This is a genomic window from Acinetobacter sp. 228, assembly GCF_048147885.1.
Genome location: NZ_JAYWYV010000004.1, coordinates 122224 through 139424, shown reverse-complemented (window position 1 = coordinate 139424; position 17201 = coordinate 122224). Strand labels below are relative to the sequence as shown.

The 17201-nt window shown below is 42.4% G+C and carries 15 protein-coding genes; 6 read left to right on the top strand and 9 right to left on the bottom strand.

Features of this window, described 5'->3' with window-relative positions; translation table 11 throughout:
• Positions 1 to 142 precede the first annotated feature (142 nt).
• Positions 143 to 937 carry an RDD family protein gene (locus VXQ92_RS04730; RefSeq protein ID WP_416680647.1) on the bottom strand — a complete coding sequence of 265 codons (795 nt, stop codon included), beginning with the start codon at positions 935 to 937 and terminating at the stop codon, positions 143 to 145.
• Positions 938 to 1353: 416 nt separating this feature from the next.
• A complete protein-coding gene (gene ppsA, locus VXQ92_RS04725) occupies positions 1354 to 3732 on the bottom strand; it encodes a phosphoenolpyruvate synthase (protein WP_064096511.1) in 2379 nt (792 codons plus the stop codon).
• Positions 3733 to 3886: 154 nt separating this feature from the next.
• Here ppsA and VXQ92_RS04720 point away from each other — a divergent pair, with 154 nt between their 5' ends.
• The gene (locus tag VXQ92_RS04720; protein WP_064096510.1) at positions 3887 to 4723 is read left to right on the top strand and encodes a pyruvate, water dikinase regulatory protein; all 837 of its coding nucleotides are present in this window, start codon (positions 3887 to 3889) and stop codon (positions 4721 to 4723) included.
• A gap of 250 nt (positions 4724 to 4973) precedes the next feature.
• On the opposite strand, the gene VXQ92_RS04715 is transcribed toward VXQ92_RS04720, so the two are convergent.
• From VXQ92_RS04715 to VXQ92_RS04700, 4 genes are all read right to left on the bottom strand, one after another.
• A complete protein-coding gene (locus VXQ92_RS04715; RefSeq protein ID WP_191730596.1) occupies positions 4974 to 5531 on the bottom strand; it encodes a flavoprotein in 558 nt (185 codons plus the stop codon).
• A gap of 447 nt (positions 5532 to 5978) precedes the next feature.
• Positions 5979 to 6983 carry an LLM class flavin-dependent oxidoreductase gene (locus tag VXQ92_RS04710; RefSeq protein ID WP_416680644.1) on the bottom strand — a complete coding sequence of 335 codons (1005 nt, stop codon included), beginning with the start codon at positions 6981 to 6983 and terminating at the stop codon, positions 5979 to 5981.
• A 156-nt stretch (positions 6984 to 7139) separates the two neighbouring features.
• Positions 7140 to 7595, bottom strand: a complete 456-nt coding sequence (locus VXQ92_RS04705) for a hypothetical protein (RefSeq protein WP_416680643.1) — start codon at positions 7593 to 7595, stop codon at positions 7140 to 7142.
• A gap of 244 nt (positions 7596 to 7839) precedes the next feature.
• The gene (locus VXQ92_RS04700; protein WP_064096506.1) at positions 7840 to 8256 is read right to left on the bottom strand and encodes a glycine zipper 2TM domain-containing protein; all 417 of its coding nucleotides are present in this window, start codon (positions 8254 to 8256) and stop codon (positions 7840 to 7842) included.
• 383 nt (positions 8257 to 8639) lie between these two features.
• On the opposite strand from VXQ92_RS04700, the gene prfA reads away from it, so the two are divergent.
• Both prfA and prmC read left to right on the top strand, forming a co-directional pair.
• Complete coding sequence (prfA, locus tag VXQ92_RS04695; RefSeq protein ID WP_064096505.1) at positions 8640 to 9728, top strand: peptide chain release factor 1; 1089 nt, start codon at positions 8640 to 8642, stop codon at positions 9726 to 9728.
• Positions 9728 to 10546, top strand: coding sequence for a peptide chain release factor N(5)-glutamine methyltransferase (prmC, locus tag VXQ92_RS04690; protein WP_416680642.1), 819 nt, complete (start codon positions 9728 to 9730; stop codon positions 10544 to 10546). Before prfA ends, prmC begins: the two co-directional genes overlap by 1 nt.
• A 182-nt stretch (positions 10547 to 10728) precedes the next feature.
• Here prmC and VXQ92_RS04685 read toward each other — a convergent pair whose 3' ends face one another.
• Positions 10729 to 11082, bottom strand: a complete 354-nt coding sequence (locus tag VXQ92_RS04685) for a hypothetical protein (RefSeq protein WP_064102753.1) — start codon at positions 11080 to 11082, stop codon at positions 10729 to 10731.
• Between the two features lie 222 nt (positions 11083 to 11304).
• A complete protein-coding gene (locus tag VXQ92_RS04680) occupies positions 11305 to 12327 on the bottom strand; it encodes an AraC family transcriptional regulator (protein WP_416680641.1) in 1023 nt (340 codons plus the stop codon).
• A 134-nt stretch (positions 12328 to 12461) separates the two neighbouring features.
• Between VXQ92_RS04680 and VXQ92_RS04675 the strand changes: the two genes are divergently transcribed.
• From VXQ92_RS04675 to VXQ92_RS04665, 3 genes are all read left to right on the top strand, one after another.
• The gene (locus tag VXQ92_RS04675; RefSeq protein WP_416680639.1) at positions 12462 to 13232 is read left to right on the top strand and encodes a 3-hydroxyacyl-CoA dehydrogenase; all 771 of its coding nucleotides are present in this window, start codon (positions 12462 to 12464) and stop codon (positions 13230 to 13232) included.
• A 163-nt stretch (positions 13233 to 13395) separates the two neighbouring features.
• Positions 13396 to 14532, top strand: a complete 1137-nt coding sequence (locus VXQ92_RS04670; RefSeq protein WP_416680637.1) for an acyl-CoA dehydrogenase family protein — start codon at positions 13396 to 13398, stop codon at positions 14530 to 14532.
• 273 nt (positions 14533 to 14805) lie between these two features.
• Positions 14806 to 16452 carry an AMP-binding protein gene (locus tag VXQ92_RS04665; RefSeq protein ID WP_416680636.1) on the top strand — a complete coding sequence of 549 codons (1647 nt, stop codon included), beginning with the start codon at positions 14806 to 14808 and terminating at the stop codon, positions 16450 to 16452.
• A 195-nt stretch (positions 16453 to 16647) separates the two neighbouring features.
• Here VXQ92_RS04665 and VXQ92_RS04660 read toward each other — a convergent pair whose 3' ends face one another.
• The gene (locus tag VXQ92_RS04660; RefSeq protein WP_416680635.1) at positions 16648 to 17160 is read right to left on the bottom strand and encodes a pyridoxamine 5'-phosphate oxidase family protein; all 513 of its coding nucleotides are present in this window, start codon (positions 17158 to 17160) and stop codon (positions 16648 to 16650) included.
• Between the last annotated feature and the right edge of the window lie 41 nt (positions 17161 to 17201).

The following is a 17201-nucleotide window of genomic DNA, read 5'->3' as shown; positions in this document are numbered from 1 at the left end:
TGTAAAGGTGCTTTAAATGCCTGTAATAAAAACCGATTTTGGTAGGATGATTTGGGTAATATTTATAGGAATTTTATTTCAATTTCAAAGTTATGTAAGAAAAAACGGGATGAAGATTATCCCGTTTTTATTTGCTGCTAAATTATTGTTTTACTACTTGAGTTTTGGCTAGTTTGTCATGTAGTGTCTGACGTTTTTTACCCAGTCCGAATGCCCAGTCTATAATTAAGCTGAGAGGCATAAACATGATATTGAAGAAAATGAACAACACACTGCGGATAGTAAAAGCGCGTAACAAGCTGGTTTTTTCGCCAGAATCAGCATCTACAATTTTGATTTTCGTGAGTTTTTTACCAATACTTTGACCTGATTTTGCAATCAGAAATGCCTGAATAGCCAGCATAATCAGTAAATAGACCGCTGTGGCAAGCCAGGCCTGCTGAGAAAACATCTCAAACATTTGAGTCTGTAATTGCTGGGCCATTGCCGGATCTGCATCGCTGCTCAGCACCACGTTCATGAATTCTTGGTTCAATTCTGCGAACCGTGCTTCCTGTTCAGGAGTGAAAAATGCAGTCAGGATAAAAGTCGCCGGCAACCACAATAGCAGGTCTACAATTTTAGCCAGGATACGACTGGGAATACTGGCCAGTTCATTTTTTCTTGCAGAGACTCGAGGCTGCTGGCCATAAGAGGTTTTTTCGGTTTGATTATTCTGAAATGCAGGTGTTTCAGGAGTTGGTGCTGGAGCGATATAGCCTTCAGGTTGATATACTGATTTTCCTTGGGTAAGTTCACCTAGGGCTTTCCATTCTGTCATGCCTTGATGCCAGGCTAAATCTGTCAGCATGACTTGTTGATTCGCCAGCATCTGATTCAATTGCTCGAGCGTATATGGACCAGCTTGTTGATTGTTTCGTGCCAAGTAAATCTGCATATAAACTGAATCTCAATATTTAAATGTGAACTGATAAATAGGTTTAATCAAGATTGTAGTGAATTCTGTTTTGAAAACAAACACTCTCTCATCGTAAGATATAGATTAATTGAGGATTTTCAATCATATTTCTCATTAAAATGCATCCTACACATAAACTGAAAACTTCTGTGTTCTAAAAAGATACATGTCTGGACTTCAGGTAGACATTTATTATTGCTAGTTTGGTATGACTTTACTGTTGGTATTTGTTTGTCATTACAGTAGGGGTATGTTTAGAAATTTAATTTAATTATTTCAGGTAATTCAATTGCTTAAATTTTGAATATTTTCAGTCCATTGATTTGAACTAGTAAATGATAGTGAGCTTATAAAAAAGACCCTATTAAAGGGTCTTTTTTATATTCAAAATGAATTTATGCTTTTTTTACTTTTTCTTCAGCAAGGAAGAACCAGGTATCCAATACTGAGTCTGGGTTAAGCGACACAGATTCAATTCCTTGTTCCATCAGCCATTGTGCAAGATCTGGATGGTCAGAAGGGCCTTGACCACAGATACCGACATATTTGCCTGCTTTGCGACATGCATGGATTGCCATAGACAGAAGTACTTTAACTGCAGGATCACGTTCATCAAACAGGTGAGATACGATACCCGAGTCACGGTCCAGACCAAGAGTTAACTGAGTCAAGTCGTTTGAACCGATAGAGAAGCCATCGAAGTGTTCAAGGAACTGTTCAGCTAACAAGGCATTAGTTGGAAGTTCACACATCATGATGACTTTCAGGCCATTCTCGCCACGTTTCAAGCCATTTAAAGCAAGAAGTTCAATCACGCGTTTTGCTTCAGCTACAGTACGAACGAATGGAATCATGATCTGTACGTTGGTTAAGCCCATTTCATCACGAACTTTCTTCAATGCACGGCATTCCAGCTCGAAGCAGTCACGGAAGTTGTCAGAGACATAACGGCTTGCACCACGGAAGCCCAGCATCGGGTTTTCTTCCTCTGGTTCGTATAACTTACCACCGATCAAATTCGCATATTCGTTTGACTTGAAGTCAGACATACGCACGATCACTGGCTTGTCTGCGAATGCAGCAGCAAGAGTAGAAATACCTTCAACCAGTTTTTCTACGTAAAATTCGATTGGAGATGCATAACCCGCAGTACGTGCCATGACTGCTGCACGTGTTTCACGTGGCAGGCTGTCGATGTTCAGTAATGCTTTAGGGTGTACGCCGATCATACGGTTGATGATGAACTCTAGACGTGCAAGACCAATACCTTCGTTTGGAATTTGAGCAAAGTCGAATGCACGATCCGGGTTACCCACGTTCATCATGACTTTGAACGGTAATGCTGGCATTGATTCGATCGAGTTGGTTTGAATTTCGAAATCAAGCGCACCTTCGTAGATGAAGCCGGTATCGCCTTCAGCACAAGATACAGTGACTTCTTGACCATCAACCAGTACTTCAGTGGCATTACCACAACCTACAATTGCAGGAACACCTAATTCACGTGCAATGATTGCAGCGTGACAAGTACGACCACCACGGTTGGTGATAATCGCAGCAGCACGTTTCATCACTGGTTCCCAATCCGGGTCAGTCATGTCAGATACAAGTACATCACCGTCTTGTACTTTGTCCATTTCTTTAATCGACGTCACGATACGGACTTTACCAGAACCGATACGTTGACCAATTGAACGGCCTTCACAGATTACAGTGCCACGTTGTTTCAACAGGTAGCGTTCCATGGTGCCGACATTTTCACGGCTTTTTACTGTTTCAGGACGTGCCTGAACGATATAAATTTTACCGTCATCACCGTCTTTTGCCCATTCGATGTCCATTGGAGAACCGTAATGGTTTTCAATGATCAACGCTTGTTTAGCCAGTTCTTGTAGCTCGTGATCATTCAATGCAAATTGCTGACGATCTGCTTTTTCTACGTCAACTACAACTACTGATTTACCCGCAGAGGCTTCTTCACCATAAATCATTTTCTGGTGCTTAGAACCCAGGTTGCGACGAAGGATCGCGTGTCGACCTGCATTTAAAAGTGGTTTAGAAATATAGAATTCATCCGGGTTAACTGCACCCTGAACAACCATTTCACCCAAACCATAAGAAGCGGTAATGAATACTGCATCACGGAAGCCTGATTCAGTATCTAGTGTGAACATTACACCCGCAGCACCAGTTTCTGAACGAACCATGCGTTGTACACCAGCGGACAAAGCCACTACATCATGGGCAAAGTTTTGGTGTACACGGTAAGAGATTGCGCGGTCGTTGTATAAAGATGCAAACACTTCTTTGATTGCGATCAGAACGTTATCGATACCACGAATGTTCAGGAAAGTTTCTTGCTGGCCGGCAAAAGAAGCATCCGGCAAATCTTCTGCAGTTGCAGAAGAACGAACGGCAACCGCGATGTCAGGGTTGCCGTTAGAAAGTTCTGCAAATGCTGTACGAACTTCTTGTTCTAATGCAGGTGTAAGTGGAGTATCCACAATCCATTGACGAATTTTTGCGCCAGTTTCAGCGAGTGCATTCACGTCATCAACATTGAGTGCAGCAAGCTCTGCATTAATTTTAGCGTTTAGGCCACTTTGCTCGAGAAATTCACGGTAGGCATCGGCAGTCGTTGCGAAACCACCTGGCACAGATACACCAGCATTTGATAAATGGCTGATCATTTCGCCTAGTGATGAGTTTTTCCCACCAACCAGCTCAACGTCGTGCTTCCCTAATTTTTCCAGACCAATTACGCGCGCTTCCAAAGTTGTTACTCCACTTTTGCAGTATTAATCACTATCTTGGCATGAGAGTATAGCAAATCATCTAGGTTTTTGATTTTACTAAGCGACAGTCATGTAAGATCGGTTTACTATAAAGATTATATAGCACTAAGACAAATGTTGGAGGAGAATTTTAATGTCGGAAGGTAAACAAATTCAGCGTAGTGTTTTCTTTATTTCAGATGGTACTGCCATCACCGCTGAAACGCTTGGCCACTCGCTGTTAGCGCAGTTTCCACACGTAAAATTTGACATTCATATTATCCCTTACATTAGCTCTGAAGAAGCCGCTACAAGTGTGGTGGCAGAGATCAATGCAAGAGCTCAAATAGACGGTGAAAAACCTCTGGTATTTGATACTTTGGTTGATCCTTATGTTCGCGATATTATTAATACAGCAAATGCAGTAAATCTTGATGTATTTGAGGGGCTTATTAGCAAATTGGCTGATGAGTTAGGCACAATTCCTACGACTTTAGTCGGACAGACCCATGCAGTGACGGACTCCGAATCTTATAAAGCCCGTATTGATGCTGTCCATTTTGCTTTGGACAATGATGATGGCGCACGTACCCGTCACTATGATAAAGCCGACCTGATTCTGATTGGTGTATCACGTTCTGGTAAAACACCAACTTCTATTTATCTGTCTTTGCAGTTCGGTATTCGTGTAGCAAACTATCCACTGACAGAAGAAGATCTGGATGATAACCGTCTGCCAGCAGTGCTAAGACCCCATAAAAACAAGCTTTTTGGTCTGATGATTGATGCAGAACGTCTGGTTGCCATCCGCACTGAACGTAAGGCGAACAGTCGTTATGCCAGCTTTAGCCAGTGTCAGATGGAACTGCGTGCGATCGAAGGCATCTATATTTCAGAAGGAATCAAATACCTGAATGTCTCTGAAATGTCGATTGAGGAGATTTCTACCCGTATCCTGCAAATGACTGGTCTTAAACGTCGTATCGGTTAAGAAAAGTGCAGAGCCAAGCGAGGACTTGGCTCTGATTTATAGATAAAAAATTAATAAAAGAGCCAGATTCATAGAAATAAAATATCAATATTATAAACAAATAAAATACTGAATATTTTTTTAAAAAATACATTCCACTATTTTATAATCAACTTGTTTAGATACTCACCAAAAAATTCAATTTTATAGACCTTGCATTTTTTAGATACAGCTTATAATTTCAGTTTACTGGCCTATCCATTGATCAGTTTTATACTGAAAACGTATACACAATCAGTTCGACCTGATGCTGAGCGCCATTAATACAATAAATGCTATCTTTAGAAATTTTTGAAATGGGCCAGGTAATCAGCTGGCAATTTTCACGTTGCAAGGCAGTATAGTAATGATCAGATTTTAAATAAACTTTAGATACTTCGGCGAGATTTGGCATAAGTTGACGTCTTAACCATAAATTCTGGACCTGATTTTCCAGATAACGTAAGGACAAAATACTTTTGATCCGGCTATTAAACAGGCGGCGATTTTTGATAATCAAAGGATGATTCAGTAGTCGTTGCAGACCATGCTCTGTACCGGGAAGCACGAATTGCGGATTAATCTGAAAAACTTTCACTGATCGGGCGTGCTGGCTAATGTGATTGAGATGACTCACGGTAAACTGATCCGTGCCAATAATCGCAATATCTTTCCCAGCGCAGTCTAATTCAGCAAGCTGGGAAGAGGGCACTTTAAAGCCAGCAAAATGCTGGAAATTTTCGGGACGATTCTCGAATATGCCCATATGTACATCCTGCTTGGTAGACATTGTTTTTCCTTGAAATTTTTTAATAATTGATTTTATTTGCTTTTCTATAGATATTAACAAAAGCCCCAGAGCAGTAAAGTTTAAAATTTAACTTAGACAGTCATTCTATTTTCTATAGTTGTTTTTAGTGCAAAAGAGCAAGCCCAGAGAAAAATATCTATTAAAAAAGATAACACGTGAATTTGTGTGGCTGGCCATACAGATCAATGTATAGATTAAAAACAATACCCATTCCGAAGAATGGGTATTGTAGATGACAATAACACAAACTAGAAAAAGTCAGCATTATCAAAGAAATTCCCTTTCCTTATAGGAAAGGCTAGGAAGAGGTTGTGTATAAAAATTTCTTCTCCCCCTTGCGTAGCATGCTCCTCCTTAGAGGAGAAGGAAATTTAAATACCCATTTAAATATTAATAAAAAATCATTTTTTGACTTAGAGATGAGATCTATTGCCCGTTCTTGATTTGCATCAGTAATTCAAAGTTATGCAGACGTTTCTCTGTATCATAAATATCACAGGTGAAAATAAACTCATCCACATCATATTTTGCCAGAAGTGTTTCCAGCCCCGCTTTAACAGTTTCTTTAGAACCCACCTGTGCCATGGCAAAGAAATTATCGACAGACATTTTTTCTGGTGGTGACCAAAGCCCTTCCATTGATTCAATCGGAGCTTTCAGTTTCAGGCTCTGACCGCGAATCAGGGAAAGCACACGTTGGTAAGCACTTGTTGCCAGATATTCTGCTTCTTCATCGGTATCTGCGACACAGGTCGGTACGCCCATAGAAACATAGGGGCGATCCAGATATTCAGAGGGTTGGAAATTGTCACGATACAGCTGAATCGCCTGACCCAGCATACGTGGAGCAAAATGCGAAGCAAATGAATAAGGCAGACCAAGTTTCGCTGCGAGCTGGGCACTAAACAGGCTGGAGCCTAATAACCACACTGGAACATGGGTGCTTTGACCCGGTGTTGCCACGATACGTTGTCCAGGAATTGGATCTTTAAAATACTGCAGAATTTCCAGTACATCTTGTGGAAACTGGTCTTCGGTTTCCTGACGGCCACGACGTAGGGCACGCATGGTCATTTGATCGGTGCCTGGAGCACGGCCCAGACCCAGTTCAATACGATCCGGATAGAGCGTTGCCAATGTGCCGAACTGTTCAGCCACGACCAACGGGGCATGGTTGGGTAACATAATTCCGCCAGAACCTAAAGTTAAGGTTTTGGTATTTGCCAGTAAATAGCCTAAGAGAACTGCGGTTGCTGAGCTGGCGATGCCATCCATATTATGATGTTCTGCCAGCCACATCCGGCGATAACCCAATTTTTCTGCTGTTTGGGCAAGTTCGAGCGCATGGTTTAGCGCAAATTGAATGCTCTTGTCGTCACGAACAGGAACCAGTTCGAGGATAGAGAACTGGGTATCGTTAAGTGTACGCATAGTATTACTCTTAAATAGACATCTTTAAAAGCATACGACTTTAGATTGTATTTGTATATCGAAGAAAATCGATATAAGTGTAAACTAAATTATAAAGATAAAAAAAATAAGCATCCGAAGATGCTTATAAAGGAGGAAAGGATAAAAGATGAAGTCTTAACGACGACGGTTATTGTAGCGATAATCGTTGTAACGGTAATTGCGAGAAGAGTTATAGCGACGTTCGCTACGATCATCATAACGACGGTCTTCGCTAACTTTTTTACCTAAAGCTGAACCGCCTGCTGAACCGAGTGCTGCACCGATATAACCACCATTGCTGCCAGCCATATTTCGACCTACTGCATAACCTGCACCGCCACCTAAAGCACCACCGATAATCGCACCATTACGGTCACGTTTATTTGCTGCCACTGCGGCACCTGCACCGCCACCAATCGCAGAACCGATTGTTGCGCCAGTAGAGCCACCCATTTTATTACCGACTGCGGCACCCACAACGCCCCCTAAAGCAGAAGCTAAAGCTGTATTGGTTGTATTGCCTGCATTGGCAGCTGTCATACCCATGGCTGAGGTTGCTACGACAGCGATCATTAGAGATTTATAGTTCATGAGGACACCTTTTATATATCTAGCTGTATTTTGTTGATAAAATCAATTTAATCTAGCAAGCGCCAAACAGCATGGAGGCAGTGTTGGCGAATTGTGATTTTTATCTCCTTAATTTATTCATGATGTTGGCAAGATAAGTTGATGCTTTACATGAATTTGGAGGGAATAAAAGAGCAATAAAAAAGCACCCGAAGGTGCCTCTTGTGTTAAATGTAGCCGCTGGCCTAAAATGCCTGAATTCAAATTAACGGTAACGTTTTTTCCAGTGTTTAGAGCGTTTTTCAGCAGTTTTATCCTTGGAAATCTTGTTACCTAATGCAGCACCACCCGCAGCGCCCAATGCTGATCCAATATAGCCACCGTTAGAGCCGCCCATATTTTTACCTACTGTATATCCTGCACCGCCACCTAGAGCGCCACCAATTGCAGATTCAGTCCGGTTTTTCTTGCTGCTTGCAACCGCTGCACCACCAGCACCACCTAAAGCAGCACCCAAGGTTGCACCAGTATTGCCACCCATATTTTTACCTAAAGCTGTACCCGCAACACTACCCAAAGCACTTGCTGCTGCAACGCGTGCTGTACTGTCTGCATATGCGTTTACAGTCATCATTGAACCAGCAGCTAAAACTGTACTCATTAAAAGTGCATTAAGCTTCATGTCATTACTCCGTGTCCATTTATGGGACTGTAGTTATTTCGATGCAGAAAATGTAACAAATCATGCTGCAAACAATATGAAGATCTTTCTTCATAATTACTGGATTTATTTGGAAAATTGTAAAATCGGCAGTAAATAAGCATAAGATCGATTACTAAAAAGGCAGTTTTACTATTTTTAATCATATTTATTAACAAAGGCAGTTTTACTATTTTTAATCATATTTATTAACAAAGGCATTAGAACGAGAACAATAGCAAGCTGGACTTACTCAATAATGATGTTCATTAGAGGCCAGAGTCGTTAAACTAGGCGCAATTTTTTGATTTCGCTGTGCTAAATGAATATTTAGCTGCAGCCATATGTTTGAGATTTTTTAGAAAATGAAAGAATCGTTACGTTTACGATTAGACCAGCTCTCTGACCGCCATGAAGAACTGACCGCATTGCTAGCTGATGTAGAAGTCATTTCTGATAACAAGCGCTTCCGTCAATTATCACGTGAGCATAATGACTTAACAGAAATCACCAATGTCTGGACCAAGTACAGACAGGCTGAAGAAGACATCGAAACGGCTCAGGCCATGCTGTCAGACCCGGATTTCAAGGAAATGGCACAGGAAGAAATTAAAGAAAATAAAGCTTTAATTGAATCGCTTGAAGCTGATCTGAATATCCTGATGATTCCGAAAGATCCGAATGATGCCAACTCGGCGTATTTAGAAATTCGTGCTGGAACAGGCGGTGATGAAGCGGCAATTTTCTCGGGTGACCTGTTCCGTATGTATAGTAAATATGCTGAGTCTCAAGGCTGGAAACTTGAAATCCTGTCCGAAAATGAAGGCGAGCATGGCGGTTATAAAGAAGTCATTTGTCTGATTAATGGTGAAGGTGTCTATGGTCGCCTGAAATTCGAAAGTGGTGCGCATCGTGTGCAGCGTGTACCTGCAACCGAATCTCAGGGCCGCGTCCATACTTCTGCATGTACGGTAGCGATTCTTCCGGAAGTGGATGTCGATACTTCGGTTGAAATCAATTCATCTGATTTGCGTATTGATACTTACCGTGCTTCAGGTGCCGGTGGTCAGCATATTAACAAAACTGACTCTGCTGTGCGTATTACCCACCTCCCAACCGGTACAGTGGTTGAGTGTCAGGATGAACGTTCACAGCATAAAAATAAAGCCAAAGCCATGGCTTTACTGGTTTCACGTCTGGAAAATGCCAAACGTGCTGCTGCGGATGCGGCTACTTCTGAAATGCGTCGTGACCTAGTTGGTTCAGGTGACCGGTCAGAACGTATTCGTACCTACAACTATCCACAAGGCCGTATGACCGATCATCGTATTAACTTGACCTTATATAAGCTGGATGCGGTGATGGAAGGTGACCTGACTGAATTGCTGGACAGTCTGCATCGTGAATATCAGGCCGATCAGTTGGCCATGCTTGCACAGCAGAATGGTGGATAATGAATATTTTACAAGCGCTGGCTTTGCGCGGCGAAGCTGAGAGTTACGAACGTCAGGAAAATGCCTGGTTACTGGAACACATCACCAAGATTGATTCATTTGATCTGCTAATGAAAAAGGATCAGGAACTAACGCCGGAACAGGAACAGTCGTATAAAGACGGGCTGGCGCGTATAGCTGCCGGTGAGCCTTTGGCTTATGTCACTGGTTCACAGCCATTCTGGACTTTGGACCTCAAAGTGACCAAAGATACTTTGGTGCCACGTCCGGATACTGAAGTGCTAGTTGAGACCGTATTGAAGTTAGATCTGCCTGAAGATGCCCGTGTGGCAGATTTAGGTACCGGTACAGGTGCAATTGCCTTATCGCTTGCATCCGAGCGTCCAAACTGGTTCGTAACGGCTTCGGATATTTACGCGCCTACGCTTGAGGTAGCGAAGTATAATGCAGAACAGCATGATATTGAGAATGTGGAATTTGTTCTCGGTTCATGGTTGAAGCCATTTGGCCGTCAGTTCTTTGATGCGATTGTATCAAACCCGCCGTATATCGATGCCAATGATGCACATATGCCAAATCTGGCGACTGAGCCGGAACGTGCTCTAGTGGCAGACAAAAAAGGTCTGGCTGATCTGGAGGACATTATTATTCAAGCCAAGAAGCATTTGACTGTGAATGGTTGGGTGGTGCTTGAGCATGGTTATGATCAGGCAGACGCCGTACAACATCTATTTAAACAGGCGGGCTATAAGCAAGTCCGCACGGTTAAAGATTATGGCGGTAATGATCGTGTGACTTTGGCGCAGTGGCCACATTAATCTGTAATCTATCTTTCTTTATTAAAAAGCGACCGGTATGGTCGCTTTTTTATTCAAGTTTTATCAATTCCCAGCTGCATCTGAAACCTTAAACATTCTTAATGGCATCACGCCAAGGCAGTATAACTAAAAATAAAAAAAGCGATGCCAGAGCACCGCTTTCGAGGAATACTTAAAAAGAATTACATCGGATAGTCTTGTAGACAGTCATATACTTCGACCTGATCCAGACTGCCGGTTTCCATTGCCAGACAAAGTGCCACAACCTTCAAAGTGTCTGCCAAAGATTCTTCATCTTTCAAGGCAATACCTTGCTGTAACTCGTTGATACGTTCTGCTGGTATTTCAAGGGCTTGAGCCGCTTCTACAGCGTCTACCTGATTAAAGAAGTGCAGAATTGCATGTTTAAGTTCTGCATCCGATGCATTTAAAATCCCTTGATTCAACTGTTCTGTGATGAGATCAGTTGAAGAAAATAAAGCTTTAGAGAAGTTCTGAACAAGATTTTGTTCAAGTACATCAGTCATCTTTAACATGGAGATACCTTCAAAAATAAAGGAAAATATAAAAACAGCCAAAAATGGATGTTCTAAAGTGATTGAAAAATAACCCATATTAATAGGAAAATAAAAGCTTTTAGAATGACTGTTTAGTTCTGTAATTTAAGGCTGTGATCCTTGAAATATATAAATATTGAATAAACATACGGTTAAATTTATTGATTGGGGTTTAATCGTTTTCAAGTCTTAATATATAGATTATTTTGTAATATTTTGCCGGTAAGCCCCTGGGCTGACACCAGTCCATTTTTTAAAGGCACGATGAAAGGCACTGACTTCCTGGAAATTTAACTGATCACTGATATCCTGCAGACTTTGCTCTGTACGGGTTAAGAGCTCAATCGCAGTATCACAACGAATTTCATTTTTAAGTTGCTGATAACTCAGGCCTTCATTTTTCAGACGGCGTTGTATGGTGGCTTCAGAGATATTCATTTTCAAAGCAAGTTCATTCAGTTCCAGCCAGTCTGCGGGTGGTACATCTAATAGCTGTTTGCGAATCTGGGTGCTTAAAGCATACGGATTTTTAAAACGGACCAGCAGGTTATGTGGCGTCTGCTGAATAAACTGATACCAGGAAGTCTGATCCTGTTTTACTGGGAGTTGCAAATAGGCAGCATCAAACTGGATATAGTTTTCACTGGCCTGATATTCAATCTGTTCACAAAACCGGACTTTATAGTCAAAATCATTGATTGGCGCGGTGCATTTCAGCTGAATCTGATTGAGTAAAATTCGCTGGCCGCTTAACCAGCATAAGAGGGTATGGATCAGCATTACATAGGTGGCATAACTGAACATGCGTTTGGTCTGTTTCTGGTCATAAATTACGATATAGGCAAAGTTTTCCTCGACCATGAGTGTACTGTGCAGATCATCCAGAATCAGGTTAAAAAACTGCAGGATTTGTTGCAAGGCTTGTTCTAGTGTCTCTGTCTGCAACAGCATTTTGGATAACAGCTTGAAACTGCCACGGCGCATGGGATGACTATCCATACCAAAAAATTCATCATTCATGCTGTCTGCTAACGCGGTCCATAGTGCTGCATATTGCGCCACTGAAATCCGAGCCTTAGCTGAGTGCAGAATCTCTAACGGAATACCGGCTTTATTTAAGATAACAGCAATATCGTAATGTTGTGCTTTGGCATTCAATAATGCTTCATGAACCAGATCAATCGAGATGGTTCCCTTGCTATATTCCAAGACAGGTAAATGCATGGCCGGTCAGAAATCCTTTTTTTATTGTCCAAATCCATCAATCAAGATGCAATATTTGGAAATTGTACAGAATAAAATCTCTGTTTACTCTTCTTCATAAGTCGTAACTTTTAAAATATCTAAAGGACATAAACATGAAAATTCAGGGAAAAGTGATAGTGGTTACCGGGGGCGCGTCGGGTCTGGGTGCAGCCACAGCAACCCATCTGGTGGAACAGGGTGCCAAGGTTATTCTGGTAGACATGAACCAGGAACAGGGTGTCGCTATGCAGGAGCAACTGGGTGAGCAGGCCGAATTTGTACAACTGGATGTCACTGATGAGCAGGCTGTCGAAGCCTTCTTTGCTGAAGTCGAAAGCAATTATGGTCAGCTAAATGGTCTGGTGAACTGTGCCGGGATTGCACCATCTGCCAAAATATTGGGACGAAACGGCATCCATGAATTGGCGATGTTCCAGAAAGTGCTGAATATTAATGTGAGCGGTACTTTTAATATGCTGCGTCATGCGGCGGCTTTAATCGCAAAATATGAGCTGCAATCGGGTGAAGAAGAACGTGGCGTGATTGTGAATACCGCTTCGGTTGCCGCTTATGACGGCCAAATTGGTCAAACTGCTTATGCGGCATCCAAAGGTGCAGTAGTCGCAATGACTTTACCTTTGGCACGTGAACTGGCTCGTGAAGCGATCCGTGTCATGACCATCGCGCCGGGCATCATGGAAACTCCAATGCTGAAAGGCATGCCGCAAAATGTCCAGGATGCTTTAGGACAAATGGTGCCATTTCCACCACGTCTGGCCAAACCACGGGAATTTGCTCAGTTAGTTGGTCATATTTTTGAAAATAGTTATTTGAATGGTGAAGTGATTCGTCTGGATGGTGCAATCCGTATGGCACCAAAATAATTCATTAAATAAAGATACTTTCTCTGATTCATCAAAATGGCAATGACGTGCCAGGGAAAGTTGTATGTTGAATTTGCCGAATACATCCAAAAAAACATCACATTTTGAAAATTAAAAAGTCTGTGCTGATGCTGGATAGAACGAATAAAGAAGGGAAAGGCCCGTGATTTTAAATGACGAACAAAAAATGATTCAGGAAATGATGCGGAATTATTCGCAGCAGAAGCTGAAACCAACCGCTGGTTTGCGCGATAAAACAGCACAATTTCCCACACAGGAGCTCAAAGAACTGGGTGAGCTGGGTGCTTTGGGCATGACTGTTTCCGAGCAATGGGGTGGAGCAGGTCTGGACTATGTTTCGCTGGTACTGACTCTTGAGGAAATCGCCGCCGGAGATGGAGCGATCTCGACGATTGTCAGCGTGCAGAATTCTTTGCCTTGTGGTATTACCCAGCGCTATGGCACAGAGGAACAAAAACAGAAATATCTGACCAAACTGGCGACAGGTGAATGGCTGGGGTGTTTTTGCCTGACGGAGCCACAAGCTGGGTCGGATGCCAGCGCTCTGGAATGTAAAGCCGAACGTGATGGCGACGAGTGGGTTTTAAATGGCATCAAGCAATTTATCACCACAGGTAAACACGCACAGATTGCACTAGTATTTGCTGTGACCGATAAATCTGCAGGGAAAAAAGGTATTTCATGTTTTCTGGTGCCGACCGATATACCGGGTTATATCGTGTCCAGTCTGGAAGAAAAAATGGGGCAACATTGTTCTGATACCGCGACCATCGTTCTGGATAATTGCCGGATTCCTGCTGCCAACCTGCTGGGGCAGGAAGGCGAAGGATACAAAATTGCCTTGTCTAATCTGGAGTCGGGCCGGATCGGGATTGCAGCACAATCTGTCGGTATGGCACGTGCTGCACTGGATGCCGCGGTAGAGTATGCCAATCAGCGTAAATCCTTTGGGGTGGAACTGGTTCAACATCAGGCTGTGGCATTCCGGCTTGCCGATATGGCCACCCAGATTGAAGCGGCGCGACAACTGGTCTTGCATGCGGCAACGCTCAAAGATGCTGGCCAGCCATGCTTAAAAGAAGCTTCTATGGCCAAGCTGTTTGCTTCGACTATCGCAGAGCGAGTCTGTTCGGATGCGATCCAGATTCATGGTGGCTATGGCTATGTGTCGGATTTTCCGGTTGAACGTATCTATCGTGATGTGCGAGTGAGCCAGATTTATGAAGGTGCATCAGATATTCAACGACTGGTGATTGCGCGTGAAGTATGTCAACGCTGATTTTTAATTTAAAAAAACAGACTTTGAGGGATGTTCAAATCCTGCACTTACATTGATGGATATGGAAATTGCAGGATTCAACTGAATATGATGCTCTAAAGACATACAGTGCGAATAATCGAAAATAAGCTTTATTCAGGTCCTAGCCATAGGGCATGAATGCAGATTTGAAAAAATTATGCTGATGGAATCAGCAGGAACAACAAATACAAATGGATTGGATAAACTCAGGCAAGGTCGCCTGAAAACTACAATAGGAAAGAGGTTGTCGTCATGAAGACACTAGAGCAGGCATATGCTGATTTTAATTTTGAAAATATGGTTCAGGAACATCTGGTTGGAAACGCAGAGAACATCAATGCTTATACCGAATGCTGTGGTCGCTACCTGGGTCAAAACCGAACTGCACTGATCTGGGAAGGTAAAAATGGAGACGCAGAGCAGTGGACCTTTGAACAACTGGCCGTGGCTTCAGGACAGCTGGCCAATTATATGCATTCTCTGGGTTTAAAAGCCGGTGACTGTATTGCCGGTCTGCTTCCACGCACTCCCGAACTACTGATTACCATACTGGCGACCTGGCGTATCGGTGCGGTTTATCAGCCTCTATTTACTGCTTTTGAAAGCAAGGCTATTGAACATCGGATCAACTCTGCTCAAACCAAGCTGATTATTACCAATCAGGAGCAGCATTCAAAACTGAATGATCTGAGCATTCCTCATATTTTAACTGTACATCCAACTCCTGATTGTGCTGAAGAAGATGCCGATTTCTGGACTGAAATCAAGGAATATCCAAGCGATTTTGAACCGGTTCAAGGCCGATTCAGTGATATTTTTTTGATGATGTTTACTTCAGGTACCACCGGACTGGCGAAATCAGTGCCTGTTCCTTTAAAGGCTTTACTGGCATTTAAAGGCTATATGCTACACGCTGTCGATTTACGTGAGGAGGATTCATTCTGGAATCTGGCCGATCCGGGTTGGGCCTATGGCCTGTATTATGGCATTGCAGGTCCTTTGAGCTTAGGGCATAGCATCATTATGGATGAGCGTGCTTTTAGTGTAGACAATGCAATTGAAATCATTAAAAAATATCAGGTGAATAACCTGACGGGCTCACCAACGGCATTCAGGATGTTCTTTGGCTTTAAAGAAAAATTTGATGCTGAAATCAGTGCATATTTACGTGTAGTCAGCAGTGCAGGTGAGCCCTTAACTCCAGAAGTGATTCAATGGTTCAATCTGGATCTAAACGTCAATATTTATGACCAGTATGGACAGACTGAACTTGGGATGGTGATTGCCAATCATCATGCTCTGGAGCATTATAAAAAAGTTGGTTCGGCTGGATTTGCGATTCCGGGGCATCGTTTTGCAGTATTGAATAAAGAGCATCAGGAAGTAGAAAAAGGCGGTGTCGGTACCCTGGCAATAGACTGTTCAGCTTCACCTTTGATGTGGTTTGACGGCTATGGCGGAAATAACCGGAAAGCCTTTATTGGTCAGTATTATTTAACCGGTGACACAGTCAAACTGAATGAATATGGTGGCATTGATTTTATTGGTCGTGCAGATGATGTCATTACCACGTCGGGCTATCGGGTTGGGCCTTTTGATGTAGAAAGCACCTTGCTGGAATGTGAGGAAGTATTGGAATCCGCCGTAGTGGGTAAGCCAGATCCTGAACGCACTGAAATTGTGAAGGCCTTCGTGGTGCTCAAGTCACAATATACCGCCAATGAAGACTTGATGATCAAGCTGCAGAACTATGTGCGTTCCCGCTTGTCTAAACATGCCTATCCAAAAGAGATTGAATTTGTTAGTGATTTACCCAAAACATCCAGTGGTAAAATTCAGCGCAATCTGCTTAAACAGCAGGCAATTGCTAAAATTCAAGCAATAAAACAGGTCAGTTAATTTTACTAAAGCAAATTTATAAGGTCGCAATCGCGGCCTTTTTATTTTTTAGCCGATTGCTTTTGAGGAGCTGTTTAAAATATTAATCACGCTATTTGAGTCATTACAATGTAATTTTTAATCATTTAAATTCAAAATAATCAAAAATTTAGCCTCTTATAAAAAGAGGCTAAACAGGAGAGAAAAGTTTAAAATTTATAGAGTCACTTTCGCATGTTCTGTATCCGGTTCTTCCGGTTTACCTGTTACATTTCCTTTAAGAACTTTGAGTAAATGGGTCACTTTATTATCTTTCACATTCCAGTATTCAGCACTTACTGCTTTGGCAATCAGAACACGAACGCTTGGGTCGTCTTTGCCCTGAAACCAGTTTTCTGCCCAGGGATTCCATAGCTTCTCAATCAACATGCGGTCTGTACTGATTTCCCCATGTGCACTAATGGATACATAAATATCATCAGATGGCTTGGAAAAAGACAGTCCCAAATGGCGACGGCCTGCATTTACAGCCTGAACAATATCGTTGGTGTCCTTCATAATAAAATAAAGATTCTGATCCTCATTCATCGCCTCAGAGTTAAGCATGGTCATTGGCTGTGAGTGAAGTTCTTGAGTATCGGTTTGATGACTGATCATGGTAAAGCGGACGTCTTTGATCAATTCCCATAATTTTTCACGGTTATTATGTTCTGAATGCTGTTCAGTCATATCATTGCTCCATGGTTCTTAAGATTCAGTTTTTTGTGGCC

Bases quoted from the DNA above. Each gene is read 5' to 3' on its own strand.
- VXQ92_RS04730 (WP_416680647.1), bottom strand. From the start codon at position 937: ATGCAGATTTACTTGGCACGAAACAATCAACAAGCTGGTCCATATACG.
- VXQ92_RS04720 (WP_064096510.1), top strand. From the start codon at position 3,887: ATGTCGGAAGGTAAACAAATTCAGCGTAGTGTTTTCTTTATTTCAGAT.
- VXQ92_RS04715 (WP_191730596.1), bottom strand. From the start codon at position 5,531: ATGTCTACCAAGCAGGATGTACATATGGGCATATTCGAGAATCGTCCC.
- VXQ92_RS04710 (WP_416680644.1), bottom strand. From the start codon at position 6,983: ATGCGTACACTTAACGATACCCAGTTCTCTATCCTCGAACTGGTTCCT.
- VXQ92_RS04705 (WP_416680643.1), bottom strand. From the start codon at position 7,595: ATGAACTATAAATCTCTAATGATCGCTGTCGTAGCAACCTCAGCCATG.
- VXQ92_RS04700 (WP_064096506.1), bottom strand. From the start codon at position 8,256: ATGAAGCTTAATGCACTTTTAATGAGTACAGTTTTAGCTGCTGGTTCA.
- prfA (WP_064096505.1), top strand. From the start codon at position 8,640: ATGAAAGAATCGTTACGTTTACGATTAGACCAGCTCTCTGACCGCCAT.
- prmC (WP_416680642.1), top strand. From the start codon at position 9,728: ATGAATATTTTACAAGCGCTGGCTTTGCGCGGCGAAGCTGAGAGTTAC.
- VXQ92_RS04685 (WP_064102753.1), bottom strand. From the start codon at position 11,082: ATGTTAAAGATGACTGATGTACTTGAACAAAATCTTGTTCAGAACTTC.
- VXQ92_RS04680 (WP_416680641.1), bottom strand. From the start codon at position 12,327: ATGCATTTACCTGTCTTGGAATATAGCAAGGGAACCATCTCGATTGAT.
- VXQ92_RS04675 (WP_416680639.1), top strand. From the start codon at position 12,462: ATGAAAATTCAGGGAAAAGTGATAGTGGTTACCGGGGGCGCGTCGGGT.
- VXQ92_RS04665 (WP_416680636.1), top strand. From the start codon at position 14,806: ATGAAGACACTAGAGCAGGCATATGCTGATTTTAATTTTGAAAATATG.
- VXQ92_RS04660 (WP_416680635.1), bottom strand. From the start codon at position 17,160: ATGACTGAACAGCATTCAGAACATAATAACCGTGAAAAATTATGGGAA.